Origin of the sequence: Janthinobacterium salmonicoloratum (assembly GCF_051380845.1) — a bacterium.
Taxonomy (GTDB): domain Bacteria; phylum Pseudomonadota; class Gammaproteobacteria; order Burkholderiales; family Burkholderiaceae_D; genus Janthinobacterium; species Janthinobacterium lividum_F.
Map to the genome: position 1 here is coordinate 537,372 of NZ_JBNYXV010000002.1, position 15,672 is coordinate 553,043.

Sequence of the window (15,672 nt, forward strand, 5' to 3'; positions counted from 1 at the left end):
TGCCGTACGGAACATCTGGCCTGCCGCAGTTTCACTTTGATAAATGTTTATGTCCAAAAGCCCGTCGCAGAAGCCTATCGAAATCAAGATTTCCACCGTCGTTGCTGTCTCTGCCATTATGCATAGCGCCGATACGCAGGCACTCGATGCCGCCTTGCGTGACATGACGGGAGGCGTGGCGGACTTTTTCGAGGACGACCTGGCCGTGCTGGACGTGGCGGCCTTGCCGCCCGGCAGCGTGCCCATCGACTGGGCCGCCCTCGTGGCCCTGCTGAAAAAATACCGCTTGAATGCCGTCGCCGTGCGCAATGCGCCGGCCGACATGCATGACGCCATCCTGGCGCAAGGCTTGAGCCTCGACAGCGGCAAGACGCGCGACGATGCGCCGCCCAAGGATGGTCCCAAGGATACGCCCACGGCCGCCGCCCAGGCGGGCGCCGACGCACAGGTGATGGTAATCGACACGCCCGTGCGGGCCGGCCAGCGCATTTATGCGCGCGGCTGCGACCTGATCATCACCGCTGTCGTCAACAATGGCGCCGAAATCATCGCCGACGGCAGCATCCACGTGTATTCCTCGCTGTACGGCCGCGCGCTGGCGGGCGCCTCGGGCAATGCCCAGGCGCGCATCTTCGCACTGGCCATGGAACCGGAACTGGTCTCGATCGCCGGCGTGTACCGCACGTTCGAGGATGGTTTCCCCGCAGAAATGGCGCGCGGACCCGCGCAAATTCGTTTGGCTGGAGACAGAATCGATATACACTCTGTCAATCCGGTCACTCCCGTGAACCGCTCTTAAGCTGCACAATTCAAGAGATATCTGAAAAGGATTATTTGTGGCAAGAATTATTGTTGTGACGTCCGGCAAGGGCGGTGTCGGCAAGACGACCTCTAGCGCCAGTTTTTCCACTGGCCTGGCCATGCGCGGCCACAAGACAGCCGTGCTCGACTTCGACGTGGGCCTGCGTAACCTCGACCTGATCATGGGTTGCGAGCGCCGCGTCGTCTACGACCTGATCAATGTGATCAACAAGGAAGCAACGCTGAACCAGGCCCTGATCAAGGACAAGCACTGCGACAACCTGTTCATCCTGCCTGCCTCTCAGACGCGCGACAAGGATGCCTTGTCGGAAGAAGGCGTGGAACGCGTGTTGAACGACCTGATCAACATGGGTTTCGAGTTCATCATCTGCGATTCGCCAGCCGGCATCGAGCATGGCGCGCTGATGGCGCTGACGTTTGCCGACGAAGCCATCATCGTCACCAACCCGGAAGTGTCGTCGGTGCGCGATTCGGACCGCATCCTGGGCATCCTGCAAGCCAAGTCGCGCCGCGCGCAGACGGGCGGCGAGCCGGTCAAGGAACATTTGCTGATTACCCGCTACTCGCCGAAACGCGTGGAATCGGATGAAATGCTGTCCTACCAGGACGTGCAGGAAATCCTGCGCATCCCGCTGGTGGGCATCATTCCGGAGTCGGAGCAAGTGCTGGCCGCCTCGAACCAGGGCAATCCGGCCATCCATTTCACGGGCACGGACGTGGCGCAAGCCTATGAAGACGTGGTCTCGCGTTTCCTCGGCGAAGATGTCGAGTTGCGCTTTACCAACTATGAAAAGCCTGGATTACTCCAGCGCATTTTTGGGGCGAAGTGATATGGCCTTGCTTTCTTTCCTGTTCCCCCCCAAGCCGAAGACGGCCACCGCGGCCAAGGAACGCCTGCAGATCATCATCGCCCGCGAACGCAGCGGACGCGATGGTCCGGACTTCCTGCCCGCCCTGCACAAGGAATTGATCGCCGTCATTTCCAAGTACACCAAGGTCAATGCCGACGACATCAAGATCTCGCTGGACCGCCAGGGCAACCTGGAAGTCCTCGACGTCAACGTGGTGCTGCCGGACGCGTAAGGTCTACTCCGGCCTCACCGTGAGCAATTCCTGCGCCACCGCGGCGCAGGCGTTCACGTGCTGGTTGCCGATCTGGCGGAACACGGCGTAGCCGATGGCTGCCGCCACCGCCTGGCCGGCAAACGGCACGAAGCGCGCCACCTGCTTGGTGGCAATCTTGACCCCACTGCGCTTGAGCAGGTGGAGGATCAGTTCGCGCGACACCAGCTTCCCTACCAGCATGCCGCCCATGCCCACCGCCGCGCGGTAGGCCATCATCTTGAACTGCGGGTTGAGACGCTCGATCTGCTCGGGCGTGAGGCCGAATTCGTGGTTGATATCGTTGATCAGCATGGAAAACAGGCCCACGTCGGACATCAGGTCGATGCCGGGAATGGGAATGGCCGAGGCGCCTGCCGACATCACGGCACGCCGCTGCACCAGGCGCCGGCAACGCTCGCGCACTTGCTCGATTTCGGCACGACTGGCCGGTATCAGGGTCCAATCGGTAGTGCTCTTGTCTGGCATGGCCGTTTCTCCGCAGTAAGGGGTAGATGAACAAGTGTAACGTAAAGGGCTGAGCTGCCGATTTCACTGGACACAGTTGCAATCTCTGTTATATTTCATTTGAGCATTCCTTAACATTACGATAAGCAGAGCGGACCGTCTGTTTGTTGCTACACACTCCAGCCCATTATGCGAATTGCCGTACTCGATAGCGACCATAGCCAGGCAGAACTGATCTGCCAGGTGCTCACCGCCGCCGGCCACGCTTGCCACGAGTTTCAGAGTGCCAAGGAAATGCTGGGGCAACTGCGCAAGGACAGTTGCGACATGCTCATCCTCGACTGGCATGTGAGCGATCTGGACGGCGCGGAAGTCTTGCGTCGTGCCCGGGAAAAACTGGCGCCGAAGGCGCCCGTGTTGTTTATGACCAACAGTTCCGGCGAAGACGACGTGGTAGCGGGCATGACGGCGGGCGCCGACGACTACATGATCAAGCCCCTGCGGCGCAGCGAACTGGCCTTGCGCACCCAGGCGCTGCTGCGCGTGGCATACCCGGCCCAGAATGGCGCCGAATACTTGCAATTCGGTCATTACACGTTTGAAACCCGCCCCGGACGCCTGTTGCGCGATGGCGAAGTGCTGGACGTGACGCACAAGGAATTCGCCCTCGCGCTGCTGTTTTTCCGCAACCTGGGCCGTCCCCTGTCGCGCGCCTATATCCACGAAGCCGTGTGGCAGCGCGACACGGCCCTGCCTTCGCGCACCATGGACACCCACGTTTCGCGCGTGCGCAACAAGCTGCAGCTGAAACCGGAACACGGCTACCGCCTCGTGCCTGTCTACAGTTATGGTTATCGCCTGGAAAAACTGGGCGGGTGAAGGGCGGCAAACGGCTGACCTGCTCAAAGCGCGGGCACAAAGCGTTATAATGTCGGCATAAGTCATCCCAACAGCCCTGAAATGCAACTGCTCGCCGTCGGCCTCAACCATACCACCGCCCCAGTGTCGCTCCGCGAACAGCTGGCGTTTGCGCCTGAGCACTTGGGCCAGGCGGTGGTGGCGGCGCGCACCTGGTTCCAGCGCATCGACTTGCGCGACAACGATGAAGCGGCCATCCTCTCGACGTGCAACCGCACCGAGCTGTATGCGGCCAGCCACGTACCGAATCCGCTCGACGCGGGCGCGCATTTCCTGGCCGATTATCACAAGCTCAACTACAGCGAGCTGCGCCCCCATCTGTATATGTTGCCGCAGCACGATGCCGTGCGCCACACCTTCCGCGTCGCCTCCGGGCTGGACTCGATGGTGCTGGGCGAAACGCAGATCCTGGGCCAGATCAAGGACGCCATCCGCACGGCCGACGAGGCAGGCGGCCTGGGCACGTATCTGCACCAGTTGTTCCAGCGTAGCTTTTCCGTGGCCAAGGAAGTGCGCAGCAGCACGGAAATCGGCGCCCACAGCGTTTCCATGGCGGCCGCCGCCGTGCGCCTGTCGCAGCGCATCTTCGACAAGATCGCCGAGCAGAACGTGCTGTTCATCGGCGCCGGCGAAATGATTGAATTGTGCGCCACGCACTTTGCGGCGCAAAACCCGAAAAGCATCACCATTGCCAACCGCACCATGGAGCGGGGCGAAGAGCTGGCGCACCGCTTCAACGGCAAGGCCATCCGCTTGGCGGACTTGCCGGAGCAACTGCACCAGTTCGACATCGTCATCTCGTGCACGGCGTCGTCCTTGCCGCTGCTGGGCCTGGGTCTGGTCGAACGCGCCATCAAGGCACGCCGCCACAAGCCCATGTTCATGGTCGACCTGGCCGTGCCGCGCGACATCGAAGCGGAAGTGGGCCGCCTGAACGACGTCTTCCTGTACACGGTCGACGACCTGGGCAAGGTCGTGCAAACGGGCCTGGAAAGCCGGCAAGCTGCCGTGGCGCAAGCCGAAGCTATCATCGAGACGCGCGTGCAATCGTTCATGAGCTGGGTCGACGACCGCGCCATGGTGCCCGTCATCCAGCATTTGCATGAAAACAGCGAAGCGCTGCGCCTGATGGAAGTGGAGCGGGCGCGCAAGATGCTGGCCAAGGGCGCCGACATCGACGCCGTCCTTGAGGCGCTGTCGAAAGGCTTGACGGCCAAGTTCCTGCACGGCCCGCAGCAGGCGCTGCACCACGCGCAAGGCGACGAGCGCAAGCAGCTGGTCACCCTGCTGCCAAAACTGTTCCGCCCCCGCCGTTAGCGCAGCCCCGCTGGCCGCCCGCGCGGCCGCCCCCTGCCCGCCTGCCGGGCTTGCAGGACCCGCACCATCCCTACACACTTTTACCGCGAATCGCTATGAAACCATCCATGCTGGCCAAACTCGATCAACTGGCGAACCGCCTGGTCGAACTCGACGAACTGCTGATGCATCCGGACGCCACGTCGAACATGGACAGCTACCGCAAGATGACGCGCGAGCACGCCGAACTGGGCCCGCTGGTGGCCCTGTACCGTTCCTACCTGGAAGCGGGCAACGACATCACCACGGCGCAAGAGATGCTGTCCGACTCGGACATGAAGGAATTCGCCCAGGAAGAAATTGAAGCGGCGAAAGCCACCATGGTGCAGCTGGAGCGCGAATTGCAGACCATGCTGCTGCCGAAGGATGTCAATGACGAGCGCAATATCTTCCTGGAAATTCGCGCCGGCACGGGCGGCGATGAATCAGCCCTGTTCGCCGGCGACCTGCTGCGCATGTACACGCGCTTTGCCGAGCGCAACCGCTGGCAAGTGGAACTGGTGTCGTCGTCCGATTCCGACCTGGGCGGCTACCGCGAGGTGATCGTGCGCGTCGTTGGCAATGGCGCGTACTCGAAACTGAAATTCGAGTCGGGCGGCCACCGCGTGCAGCGCGTGCCGGCCACGGAAACGCAAGGCCGCATCCACACCTCCGCCTGCACGGTGGCCGTGATGCCGGAAGCGGATGAAGTGGAAGACGTCAACATCAATCCGGCCGACCTGCGCATCGACACCTACCGCGCCTCGGGCGCGGGCGGACAGCACATCAACAAGACGGATTCCGCCGTGCGCATCACCCACTTGCCGACCGGCATCGTGGTGGAATGCCAGGACGACCGCAGCCAGCACAAGAACAAGGCGCAGGCGATGAAAGTGCTGGCCGCGCGCATCAAGGACGTGCAATTGCGCGAACAGCAGTCGAAGGAAGCGGCCACCCGCAAGAGCCTGATCGGCTCGGGCGACCGCAGCGAGCGCATCCGTACTTATAATTTCCCGCAAGGCCGCCTGACGGACCACCGCATCAATTTGACCTTGTATAAGCTCGACTTCATCATGGATGGGGATTTGACGGACTTGACGAATGCGCTGGCGGCTGAGCACCAGGCCGAGCTTTTAGCCGCGCTGGGCGATTAAAAAGCGTCCATGGCGGCGTTGCATCGCCTGGCCGACCATTCGTACTGCCTGCGGCGCTGCGCCTTGCCCTGAACACTTTTTAAAGCGTCCAGCCAGATCAAGGGTTTAAGTAGCGGCTAAGCAATAAAAAACCTGCCTTGTGCGAAAATGACCAGCTCGATTCCATTCACCTCACCGTGTCGCCCATGAAAAATTCACGCACCGTCCTCCTGTCGATCGCCGCCCTGTGTTTCCTGATGCTGGGCGTGGCCATGTATTTGCAGCATGCCATGAACATGGCGCCGTGCCCGCTGTGCGTGATCCAGCGCTACCTGTTCCTCGCCATCGGCATCGCCTGCCTGGCTGGCGCGGCGGCCAACCGTCCGAAAATCGGCGCGAGCGTCGGCTTGCTGGCGGCCCTGGGCGGCCTGGGCGTGGGCGCCAAGCATTTGTACGTGCTGGCCAACCCCGGCTTCTCGTGCGGCATCGACCCGGTGGAAACGACGCTGAACAAGATTTTCACGGCGCAAGTCATGCCCTTCATGTTTGAATCCTATGGCGCCTGCGAAAACGCCGGCGAGCCGTTTTTCGGCCTGTCGATTCCGCAATGGGCGTTCATCTGGTTTGCCATTTTTAGCGTCGGCCTGCTGTGGACTTTGCTGCGCCGTCAGAAATAATTGAAAGCACCATGTCAGAAACACTGATCCCCGCCGGCAGCACTGTCGGCGCCCTGCAAATCCGTCCGCTGCTCGACCCGCTCGACAACCGCATCCTGCTGGGCCACGCGCTGGGCCTGTCGCGCGTCTCGCTGATCACGCAATCGGAGCGTGTGCTCACTTCCGACGAAGCCGACCGCCTGTCAAGCTTGCTGGCGCGCCGCCTGCAAGGCGAGCCGATCGCCTACATCGTCGGCCAGCGCGAATTTTTCGGCCTGCCGTTCGAAGTCAACGACGCCGTGCTGATCCCCCGCCCCGACACGGAAGTGCTGGTCGAACTGGCGCTCGAGCGCCTGCCGCCCGGCGGACGGGTGCTCGACATGGGCACAGGCAGCGGCGCCATCGCCGTCGCGCTGGCGCACACGCGGCCCGACGCCGTCGTCACGGCCCTGGATGTGAGCAGCACGGCGCTGGCCGTGGCGCGCCGCAACGCCAGCGCCAACGGCGTCAACATCACCTTCATGGCCAGCGACTGGTTCGAAGCGCTGGGCACGGAAAAGTTTGACCTGATCGTCTCGAATCCCCCCTACATCGCCAGCGGCGACCGCCACCTGGCCGAGGGCGATTTGCGCTTTGAGCCCACGGGCGCGCTGACCGACCATGCGGATGGCCTGTCGGCCCTGCGCACCATCGTGTCCGGCGCCGCGCGCCACCTGGCGTCAGGCGCCTGGTTGCTGATGGAACACGGCTACGACCAAGCGGCATCCGTGCGCGGCTTGCTGGCCGACGCCGGCTACAGCAAAGTGCAAAGCTGGCGTGACCTGGCCGGCATCGAGCGCGTCAGCGGCGCCCGCCTCGGCTGAGCACGACAAGCTGCGCAAAGCTTGACCCGGCGGCGCGCCAGATCCCCCGCAGTTTGTTAAAATATCAAGCGAATTCCTGACCGAAGCGCCGTCCCCCTTGCGCGGGGCGGACGCTGGCGACGCGGCGTTTTTTGGGCCGGCGCCGACGCATTTGCCAAAATTCGGTTAATCTCAGCACAAATTATTTATATGCTGCACAAGAAAGGAAGCTCAAATTGCCCAACCTGTTGACTCGCCGCCTGGCATTGCTGACCGAAGATGCCAACCGCGCGCTGCTGGGCGGCTTGCGCGGCATCGAGCGTGAAACCCTGCGCGTCGACCATGCCGGCCATCTGGCTTCCACGCCCCACCCCGCCGCCCTGGGCTCGGCGCTGACGCACCCTGAAATCACCACCGATTACGCCGAAGCGCTGCTCGAATTCATCACCCCGGCCGAACAGGACATCGGCGTCACGCTCGACAAGCTCGACACCGTGCACCGCCACGCCTACAGCCGCCTCGGCGACGAGTTGCTGTGGAGCCAGTCGATGCCATGCCAGCTGCCGCCCGAAGCGGAAATCGAGATTGCCAACTACGGCAGCTCGAACATGGGCATGCTCAAGCACGTCTACCGGCGCGGCCTGGCCTTGCGTTACGGCAAAGCCATGCAATGCATCGCCGGCATCCATTACAACTATTCGCTCGACGAGCAGTTGTGGCAAGTGCTGGCCAGCAACCCGGACACCAGCGCCAGCCCGACACACGCGGCGGCCACGCCGAAAGACGTGCAGTCGGAAAGCTACCTGGCGACGATCCGCAATTTCCGCCGCTACAGCTGGCTGCTGATGTACCTGTTCGGCGCTTCGCCGGCCCTGTCCGCCGGTTTCCTGCGCGGCCGCGCGCACAAGCTCGACACCTTGTCCGACGACACCTTGTTCCTGCCGTACGCCACCAGCCTGCGCATGAGCGACCTCGGTTACCAGAACGATGCCCAGTCCGGCCTGCGCCCGCACGAAAACAGCCTGGAAGACTACGTCAACGCGCTCACGCACGCCGTCAACGACCCGTATCCGCCGTACGAAGCGCTGGGCACGAAAAAGGATGGCGAGTGGATCCAGTTGTCCACCAACGTGCTGCAGATCGAAAATGAATACTATTCGACCATCCGCCCGAAACGCGTGATCCGCACGGGCGAGCGCCCAATCCAGGCCCTGTGCCTGCGCGGCGTGCAATACATCGAAGTGCGCTGCATGGATGTCGATCCGTTCGAACCGGTGGGCATCAGCCTGGAAACGGGCCGCTTCCTCGACGCGTTCTTGCTGTTCTGCGCGCTCGACGACAGCGGTCCCATCTCGGCCGAGCAAAGCGCCTGCTACACGAACAATTTCGCGCGTACCGTCAAGGAAGGCCGCAAGCCGGGCTTGACCCTGCGCCGCGACGGCGAAGAAATCACCCTGCAGGCCTGGGGCGAGGAATTGCTGGCGCGCATCGCCCCCGTGGCGGCCTTGCTCGACTCTCGCAACGCGGCGCGCCAAGGCGGCACGCAGCACGCGGACAGCCTGGCGGCGCAGGCTGCCAAGCTGGCTGACCCGGATGCGACGCCATCGGCAAAGGTATTGGCCGAGCTGCGCGCCAATGGCGGCTCGTTTGCCGCCTTCGGCCTGCGCCAGAGCGAACGCCACGCCGCCTATTTCCGCACGCATCCGGCAACCAAGGAACAAAGCGCGTATTTCGACGCGATGGCCGCCAGCTCGCTGGCCGAGCAGCGCGCCATGGAAGCGGCGCCCGCCGGCAGCTTCGACGATTTCGTCGCCGCCTACCGCGCCAGCACCCTGTGTTCGCACACCTGATCCTGCCTGACTTTCTGCCTGGCGCCCCATGCTGACCTTCTACAATGAATTGCACAGCCAGCACCGGGGCCGCTTCGAGATGTTTCGCGGCACCATGGTGCCCTGCTTCGAGACGCCCAAGCGGGCCGACATGGTGGTGGCCGAACTGGGGCGGCGCAACCTGGGCCGCATCGTCACGCCGCACGGCGTGCCGCTGACGTCACTGGAACGCATCCACACGCCGCGCTACCTGCATTTTTTGCGCCACGCCTGGCACGACTGGCTGGCGCTCGACCCCGCCAATGCGGGCAAGGACGCACTGCCATCCGTGTGGCCCGTGCGCACCTTGCGTAGTGACATAGAACCGGACGACTTCACGGCCAAGCTGGGCCTGTACTCGATGGACAATGGCACGCCGCTGACGGCCGGCACGTGGACGGCGGCCAAGACAGGCGCCGACTGCGCCGTCAACGCGGCCCACGCGCTGCGCCTGGGAGAGCGGGCCACGTTTGCCCTGACGCGCCCGCCGGGCCACCACGCGGGCAGCGATTTCTTTGGCGGCTACTGTTTTCTCAACAACGCTGCCCTGGCCGCGCAGCATCTGCTCGACGACGGCGCCCGCAAGGTCGCCATCCTCGATATCGATTACCACCACGGCAACGGCACCCAGAGCATCTTTTATGCGCGCGACGACGTGCTGTTCACCTCCCTGCACGCCGACCCGCGCAGCGAATATCCGTTTTACCTCGGCCACGCCGATGAAACGGGCAGCGGCGCGGGGCTCGGCTACAACGTCAACCTGCCGCTGCCGGCCGGCACGTCCACAGCCAGCTGGTTCGCCGCGCTGGAAACGGCCTGCCTGCGCATCAATATGTACGCGCCCGACGCGCTGGTGGTCTCGCTCGGTGTGGATACTTTCGCCGGCGACCCGCTGTCGCACTTCTCCCTGCAAAGCGGGGACTACCTGCGCGTGGGCGAGCGCCTCGCGCATTTGAATTTGCCCACCGCCTTCATCCTCGAAGGCGGCTATGCGGTGAAGGAAATCGGCATCAATGTGGTGAACGTCCTCGAAGGTTTCGAGACGGCTGAATAGAGGCGACGCTCAAACCGGTAAGCCCTGCTTCAGTAGAAGTCTTACGGCGGCGTACCCGCGCAAGGTACATGAGTGCCAGGCCGGCGGGCAGCATCAACGCGACCGTTGGCTCAGGAACGGGCGCCGGGGAAATCGTGAAGGTCGTCTGGTCGGACCAGTTATAACGATTTTCCCATTGTGTTCCCTTCCAATAATTTCCCCCACCTTTGAGGAAGTAACTGCCGATAACGGCCTGGCTATACCAGGAGTTCGGACCTTCATCATGGCCATCAGTCTTGGTTGCATAGTTCAGTTTACCTTCCAGCGTATAACTGAAATTGTTGACTTCACACCGGAGGTAGGAGGAAGCATTGCATCCATATTGGCCTATCCGGAAAGGCAAAAACAGGTGACCCTGGGTGAGGAAATAGCTCAGCTCATCAACTGTAATCACGCTGTCCGCATTTCTGTCCTCCCCGCTAAAGCTACCATGGAACGTCGCATCGGAATCGAATACGCCAGTAGCCGCGTTGACAAAGCCTTGATAGGTAAAATCCCACGTCGTCGGCTGCGCATGGGCAGCAGATATTCCAGCGACAAGTAGCATGGCGCACAACAGGTTCTTTTTCATGGTTTCCTCATATTTTTGCAAAGCACCATAAAGGCGCTTCAGGGAGATGTGCCAATCACATCTGACGGCATGATGCCACGTTAATATTATCATAAGTAAATATAAATATGATAATAAACAATGGGCGAAGAAAGTATGAAAAAGCGTGCGCTACGGTTTTGAAACGGCGCAATAGCGGCTACATATTGCGGAACAGCGCCATGAACGGCTGGCTCACGGCCAGGGTTTCCGGCCGCGTTTTCAGACGCAAGGCGCCGCGTCCCACCTCGTCGCGCGTGACGGATGCCACCATCTTCATGTTGACGATGGTGGAGCGGTGGATCTGCTTGAAAATGGCCGGGTCGAGCACATCGAGTAGTTCGCGGATCGGCTTGCGCAGCAGCGCCTCGCCATCCGCCGTCATGACAGCCGTGTACTTGGTGTCGGACTGAAAATAGGCGATGTCTTCCACCATGATCAGCCGCGTATCCTTGCCGCTGCTGGCCGTCAGCCACACCAGCGGCGGCGACTTGGCGGCCGCCGGCAAGGCGCTGCTCAATTGCTGCAGCAAGCCGGCCAGCGCGCCGTCATCCACCTGAGTCTTGCCGGCCCGTGCCTGCACGCGCTGCAAGGTCGCTTGCAGGCGCTCGCGGGCTATGGGTTTCAATAAGTAATCGACGGCGCCCTTGTCGAAGGCATCGATCGCGTACTGGTCGTAGGCGGTGACGAACACCACCTGCGTGGCGGGACTGGCGTCGAGCGCGCCGGCCGCCACTTCCAGCCCCGTCAAGCCAGGCATGCGGATATCCAGGAAGGCGACGTCGGGTCGCAGGGTGGCGATGGCGTCGAGCGCCGCGCCGCCGTCGTCGCAGGCGGCGACGATGCGCAGTGCCGGCCACTCTTCGGCCAGCAGGGCCACGAGCGCGTCGCGCAGCAGGGTTTCGTCTTCGGCGATAACGCAGCTCATCTCAGGCTGATGCATAGGAGACTCCTTGCGCCGTGCTGTCGGGCACCGTGATGGTGGCCGTCACGCCATCGGGGAAATTGGCGAGGATGGAAAACGACGCGGCCGCACCATAAGTCAGGCGCAGGCGTTCGCGCACATTGCGCAAGCCGATGCCCGTGCCGGCGCCGTCGTCGCTGAAACCCTTGCCGTCGTCGGCTACCGTGACGATCACCGTGCCGTTGCCGCTGCGCGCCATGATCCAGATGGTGCCGCCGCCGCTTTTCGGCTCCAGGCCATGCTTGATGGCGTTTTCCACCAGGGTTTGCAGCATCATCGGCGGCAACTCCGCCTGGCGCAGGTATTGCGGTACCTCGATCTGCAGGTTAAGGCGTCCGCCCATGCGAATTTTCAGGATATCGAGATAGGCGCGCGCCCGTTCCAGTTCCGTGCCCAGGGTCGACATGGATTGTTCCGTGCGCGGCAGCGAGTGGCGCAGGTACAGGATGAGGTTGCCCAGCATCTCGTCGGCGCGCACGGGATCGCTGCGCGTGAGCAGTTGCGCGCTGGCCAGGGTGTTGTACAGGAAGTGCGGCTCGACCTGCGCATGCAGCAGGCTCAGCTTGGCCACCGTGAGTTCCTTTTCCGTCACCGTCTGGCGCGCCTCGGCCTGTTCGCCGCGACGGCGCTGCGCCACCCGGCGCGTCATTGCCCGCGTCACCGCTTCCGCGTTTTCCAGGTTGCTGCCATGGTCGACGAGGAACCAGTCGGTCCAGGCATTGCGCGCCGGCTCGCAGATCAGGGTCACGCTGCCCGCCTCGCCATTCGGCGTGACGGTGGCGAGGATCTGGTTCGGCCGCGGCTCAAGGAAACTCAGCACGCGCATGCGGGGCAAGCCCGTGTGCGTGTAGGGCGCGGCGCGGCGCACGCGGGCCTGCACCTGCAGGCTGTCACGCGCGCTTTCGACCACTTCGCTGCCCGGCAATTCGCGGATGGCCGCGTCGATCATGTCGAACGCCTCGCCCGCCTCGAACGGGATCTCGATCTGGCGCCGCTGGCGGCTCGACAGGGTGCTGGCATTGACGGCGCCGGCGATCAGGCGCACGCGCCGCACGTGCGAAAACGCATTCGTGATGACGGCGCTGGCCAGCAGTGCGCCGACGATGACAAAGAAGCCTTCCGTATGCCCGAAGATATAGCGCAGGAAATTCTCGACCAGGATCGCCGTGGCGATGATGTACGTGACCATCGTGGCCAGGGTGATGCGCAGGATAAAGAAGAGGCTAGTCATGATTTTTCCTTGGGGTGTGAAGTGGGCCAAGCATAACCATCGGCCCCGGCGACGGTGGCCATTATGCGATGGAAGCCCGGTAGTGGCGACAAAGGCATCAAAATAAAGCACCAATCCGCGCCGTCACGAAATAAAATAGCTTGCAATTAAATAGCGCGCGATATATATTGAGCACATGGACGCTGCAATCGCTTCTTCAGACGGGCATCCTGGGGCACTAGCCCACGAAACAAGTAGTACACTATTTAGTAGCCAACTATTTTATCCATACCAAGGAAACCATCATGTCGATCAAACAAGTCCTGTACCGCGCCCAAGCTACCGCCACCGGAGGCCGCGAAGGCCGTGCCGTCTCGTCCGACAATGTGCTGGACGTCAAGCTGACCACGCCAAAAGAACTGGGCGGCAATGGCGCCGTCGGCACCAATCCGGAGCAGCTGTTTGCCGCTGGCTACTCGGCCTGCTTCATCGGCGCCATGAAATTCGTCGGCGGCCGCGACAAGATCGCCCTGCCAGCGGACCTGTCCATCGAAGGTAACGTCGGCATCGGCGCCATCGACACGGGCTTCGGCATCGAAGTGGAACTGAAAATTTCGCTGCCAGGCATGGAACGCGCCGCCGCCGAAGCGCTGGTCGCCGCCGCCCACATCGTCTGCCCATACTCGAACGCCACGCGCGGCAACATCGACGTCACCCTGACGATCGTGTAATAGCAGAAAAAAGGGCTGCACGCTCTGTATATCCCCGGCCGCGCCCTGGCGCCGCCGGGGATTTTCCGTTAACGCAGCGCCTGCAGCAGCTTGTCTGCCAGAGCCGGCGCCGAGGCGGGGTTCTGTCCCGTGATCAGTTCGCGGTCGACCACGACGTTGCTGGTCCACGGCGCCTGGTTCTGTACATACCGCGCGCCGGCCGCCTGCAAGCCCGACTGCGGATAGAACTTCATCGTCCCGCCCTTCAGCGAGCCCTGCGCCGCCGTCTCTTCCTCATTACTGATCACCGTCATGCGGTAGCCGCTGTAGATCCAGGCGGCTGGCTTGGCGGGCGTCCGGCCCGCTTCCAGCGCGGCCACAAATGCTCCCGTTTGCGGCAAGGCCGACAGCAGTGCGATGGGGCCATGGCACAGCAGCGCCGTCGGCTTGCCGTCCGCATGGAACTGGCGCAGCAAGGCGCCCAGGCTGGCGTCCTTCAACAGATCCTGCATCGGCGCGTGGCCGCCCGGCACCAGCACAGCCGCATAGTGGCCATAGCCGATCTGCTCCACCCGTTTCAGGCTGATCACAGGCGAACGGCCCGGCACTGTCAGCGCCAGCTGGTCCAGCAGCGCCTTGTGCGCCGCGTGCGCGGTGGCGTCGCCGCCAAAATAATCGACCGTATCCGAGCTGGCGTCCAGGGTGGGCGCCTTACCCTGCGGCGTGGCAAAAGTCACCGTATGGCCCGCATCGAGCAGCTTTTTCACGGGCTGCATCAATTCATTCAGATAAAAGCCCGTCGGGAAGACCTTGCCGTCGCGCAGCTCAAGGTGGTCCGCATCCGACAGCACGACGAGGACGTCGGCCGCCTGGGCAGTGGAAAAGGCGGCCAGCAACAGGCTGCTGATCAGTAATTTTTTCATGGTGTAACCTTTCTGTAGAGAAGTCACCAGCATATTCTGAATCAAATACATAAAAATGATGAATAATGTACAGCACTGATGCGTAATACGACTGAATAGAAGCGCCGAATAGGACAAGACATGGACAAATTACAGGCGATGCAGCTATTTCGCCGCGTGGCCGAGCTGGGCAGCTTTCGCCGCGCGGCCGACGAACTGGACCTGTCGGCGTCGTATGTGAGCCGGCGCATCGGCCAGCTGGAGCAGGAACTCGGTGGACGCCTGATGACGCGCACCACACGCCAGCTGGCCCTGACGGAAACGGGCGCCGCCTACCTCGAGCACTGCCGCAAGCTGCTCGACGAACTGGCGCAGGCGGAAGACATGGTGGCCCATTCGACGGCGCATGTGACGGGCCGCTTGCGCATCAATGCGCCGCTGACGCTGGGCGTGGGCGAACTGGCCGAAGGCCTGGCCGATTTCATGGCCGACTGGCCCGCGCTGCGCCTGGACGTCGACCTGAAGGATGAGTACGTCGACTTGGCGGCAGCCAACTACGACCTGGGCTTTCGCGTCACCACCGCGCTTACCGATTCAAGCTATGTGGCGCGCCACATCCACGACTACCGCCTGCACATCTGCTGCGCGCCCGCCTACCTGGAACGCCACGGCCCCCTGCTCGCCCCCACGGACCTGACGCGCCAGCGCTGCTTCATCTACAGCCACGCCCTGTTCGGCAGCCGCTGGCCGCTGCGCCATGCGGGACTGCACAGCGACATCGAAGTGCCGAACTGGGTACGCACGAACAACACGCTGTTCATGCGCAGCCTGATCCTGCGCGGCCTGGGCATCGGCATCCTGCCCACCTTCGTCTGCCGCGCGGAACTGGCCAGCGGCGCCCTGGTCGAGCTGTTTCCAGAAATAGAGCGTCCCAGCCTGGCACTGTTTGCCATCTACCCGTCGCGCCAGCTGGTGGCGCCCCGCGTGACGCGCTGCATCGAGCACCTGAAGCAGTGGTATGCGCAGCGCTATCCCACGCCGGCGGCGTGAAGCCGGTAAAA

17 protein-coding genes are annotated in these 15,672 nt (G+C 62.7%); 12 read left to right on the forward strand and 5 right to left on the reverse strand.

All coding sequences use genetic code 11. The features are described from left to right. Nucleotides 1-49 precede the first annotated feature (49 nt). The 3 genes from minC to minE are packed head-to-tail and all read left to right on the forward strand — an operon-like array spanning nucleotide 50 to nucleotide 1,905. Nucleotides 50-799, forward strand: coding sequence for a septum site-determining protein MinC (gene minC / locus ACQ4WY_RS15590; protein WP_046682062.1), 750 nt, complete (start codon nucleotides 50-52; stop codon nucleotides 797-799). Nucleotides 800-836: 37 nt separating this feature from the next. Further along, a complete protein-coding gene (gene minD / locus ACQ4WY_RS15595) occupies nucleotides 837-1,652 on the forward strand; it encodes a septum site-determining protein MinD (RefSeq protein WP_034783730.1) in 816 nt (271 codons plus the stop codon). A 1-nt stretch (nucleotide 1,653) separates the two neighbouring features. Continuing rightward, nucleotides 1,654-1,905, forward strand: a complete 252-nt coding sequence (gene minE, locus ACQ4WY_RS15600) for a cell division topological specificity factor MinE (RefSeq protein ID WP_034752886.1) — start codon at nucleotides 1,654-1,656, stop codon at nucleotides 1,903-1,905. Between the two features lie 3 nt (nucleotides 1,906-1,908). On the opposite strand, the gene ACQ4WY_RS15605 is transcribed toward minE, so the two are convergent. Then, nucleotides 1,909-2,412 (reverse strand): hypothetical protein, encoded by a 504-nt coding sequence (locus ACQ4WY_RS15605; protein ID WP_353659319.1) that lies wholly within the window; start codon nucleotides 2,410-2,412, stop codon nucleotides 1,909-1,911. Nucleotides 2,413-2,580: 168 nt separating this feature from the next. Here ACQ4WY_RS15605 and ACQ4WY_RS15610 point away from each other — a divergent pair, with 168 nt between their 5' ends. From ACQ4WY_RS15610 to ACQ4WY_RS15640, 7 genes are all read left to right on the forward strand, one after another. Further along, nucleotides 2,581-3,270 (forward strand): response regulator transcription factor, encoded by a 690-nt coding sequence (locus ACQ4WY_RS15610; protein ID WP_353659320.1) that lies wholly within the window; start codon nucleotides 2,581-2,583, stop codon nucleotides 3,268-3,270. 81 nt (nucleotides 3,271-3,351) lie between these two features. After that, nucleotides 3,352-4,626, forward strand: coding sequence for a glutamyl-tRNA reductase (gene hemA, locus ACQ4WY_RS15615; RefSeq protein WP_353659321.1), 1,275 nt, complete (start codon nucleotides 3,352-3,354; stop codon nucleotides 4,624-4,626). A gap of 95 nt (nucleotides 4,627-4,721) precedes the next feature. Then, nucleotides 4,722-5,798, forward strand: coding sequence for a peptide chain release factor 1 (prfA, locus tag ACQ4WY_RS15620; protein ID WP_436504835.1), 1,077 nt, complete (start codon nucleotides 4,722-4,724; stop codon nucleotides 5,796-5,798). A gap of 185 nt (nucleotides 5,799-5,983) precedes the next feature. Beyond that, complete coding sequence (locus ACQ4WY_RS15625) at nucleotides 5,984-6,454, forward strand: disulfide bond formation protein B (RefSeq protein WP_353659323.1); 471 nt, start codon at nucleotides 5,984-5,986, stop codon at nucleotides 6,452-6,454. 11 nt (nucleotides 6,455-6,465) lie between these two features. After that, nucleotides 6,466-7,296: a peptide chain release factor N(5)-glutamine methyltransferase gene (prmC, locus tag ACQ4WY_RS15630; RefSeq protein WP_436504836.1), complete on the forward strand. Its 831-nt coding sequence runs from the start codon at nucleotides 6,466-6,468 to the stop codon at nucleotides 7,294-7,296. A 215-nt stretch (nucleotides 7,297-7,511) separates the two neighbouring features. Further along, nucleotides 7,512-9,125: a glutamate--cysteine ligase gene (gshA, locus tag ACQ4WY_RS15635; protein WP_436504837.1), complete on the forward strand. Its 1,614-nt coding sequence runs from the start codon at nucleotides 7,512-7,514 to the stop codon at nucleotides 9,123-9,125. 28 nt (nucleotides 9,126-9,153) lie between these two features. Further along, nucleotides 9,154-10,197, forward strand: a complete 1,044-nt coding sequence (locus tag ACQ4WY_RS15640; protein ID WP_436504838.1) for a histone deacetylase family protein — start codon at nucleotides 9,154-9,156, stop codon at nucleotides 10,195-10,197. Here ACQ4WY_RS15640 and ACQ4WY_RS15645 read toward each other — a convergent pair. From ACQ4WY_RS15645 to ACQ4WY_RS15655, 3 genes are all read right to left on the reverse strand, one after another. Next, the gene (locus ACQ4WY_RS15645; RefSeq protein WP_436504839.1) at nucleotides 10,154-10,807 is read right to left on the reverse strand and encodes a PEP-CTERM sorting domain-containing protein; all 654 of its coding nucleotides are present in this window, start codon (nucleotides 10,805-10,807) and stop codon (nucleotides 10,154-10,156) included. The two genes, ACQ4WY_RS15640 and ACQ4WY_RS15645, sit on opposite strands and share 44 nt — an antisense overlap. 178 nt (nucleotides 10,808-10,985) lie before the next feature. Further along, on the reverse strand, nucleotides 10,986-11,768 hold the full coding sequence (locus ACQ4WY_RS15650; protein WP_436504840.1) for a LytR/AlgR family response regulator transcription factor: 783 nt from the start codon (nucleotides 11,766-11,768) through the stop codon (nucleotides 10,986-10,988). After that, the gene (locus tag ACQ4WY_RS15655; RefSeq protein WP_436504841.1) at nucleotides 11,755-13,020 is read right to left on the reverse strand and encodes a histidine kinase; all 1,266 of its coding nucleotides are present in this window, start codon (nucleotides 13,018-13,020) and stop codon (nucleotides 11,755-11,757) included. Before ACQ4WY_RS15655 ends, ACQ4WY_RS15650 begins: the two co-directional genes overlap by 14 nt. Before the next feature lie 284 nt (nucleotides 13,021-13,304). Between ACQ4WY_RS15655 and ACQ4WY_RS15660 the strand changes: the two genes are divergently transcribed. Further along, complete coding sequence (locus ACQ4WY_RS15660; protein ID WP_035823589.1) at nucleotides 13,305-13,730, forward strand: organic hydroperoxide resistance protein; 426 nt, start codon at nucleotides 13,305-13,307, stop codon at nucleotides 13,728-13,730. Nucleotides 13,731-13,798: 68 nt separating this feature from the next. On the opposite strand, the gene ACQ4WY_RS15665 is transcribed toward ACQ4WY_RS15660, so the two are convergent. Continuing rightward, nucleotides 13,799-14,632, reverse strand: coding sequence for a type 1 glutamine amidotransferase domain-containing protein (locus ACQ4WY_RS15665; protein ID WP_353659329.1), 834 nt, complete (start codon nucleotides 14,630-14,632; stop codon nucleotides 13,799-13,801). Nucleotides 14,633-14,752: 120 nt separating this feature from the next. On the opposite strand from ACQ4WY_RS15665, the gene ACQ4WY_RS15670 reads away from it, so the two are divergent. Further along, nucleotides 14,753-15,661, forward strand: coding sequence for a LysR family transcriptional regulator (locus ACQ4WY_RS15670; RefSeq protein ID WP_436504842.1), 909 nt, complete (start codon nucleotides 14,753-14,755; stop codon nucleotides 15,659-15,661). The last annotated feature ends 11 nt before the right edge of the window (nucleotides 15,662-15,672 follow it).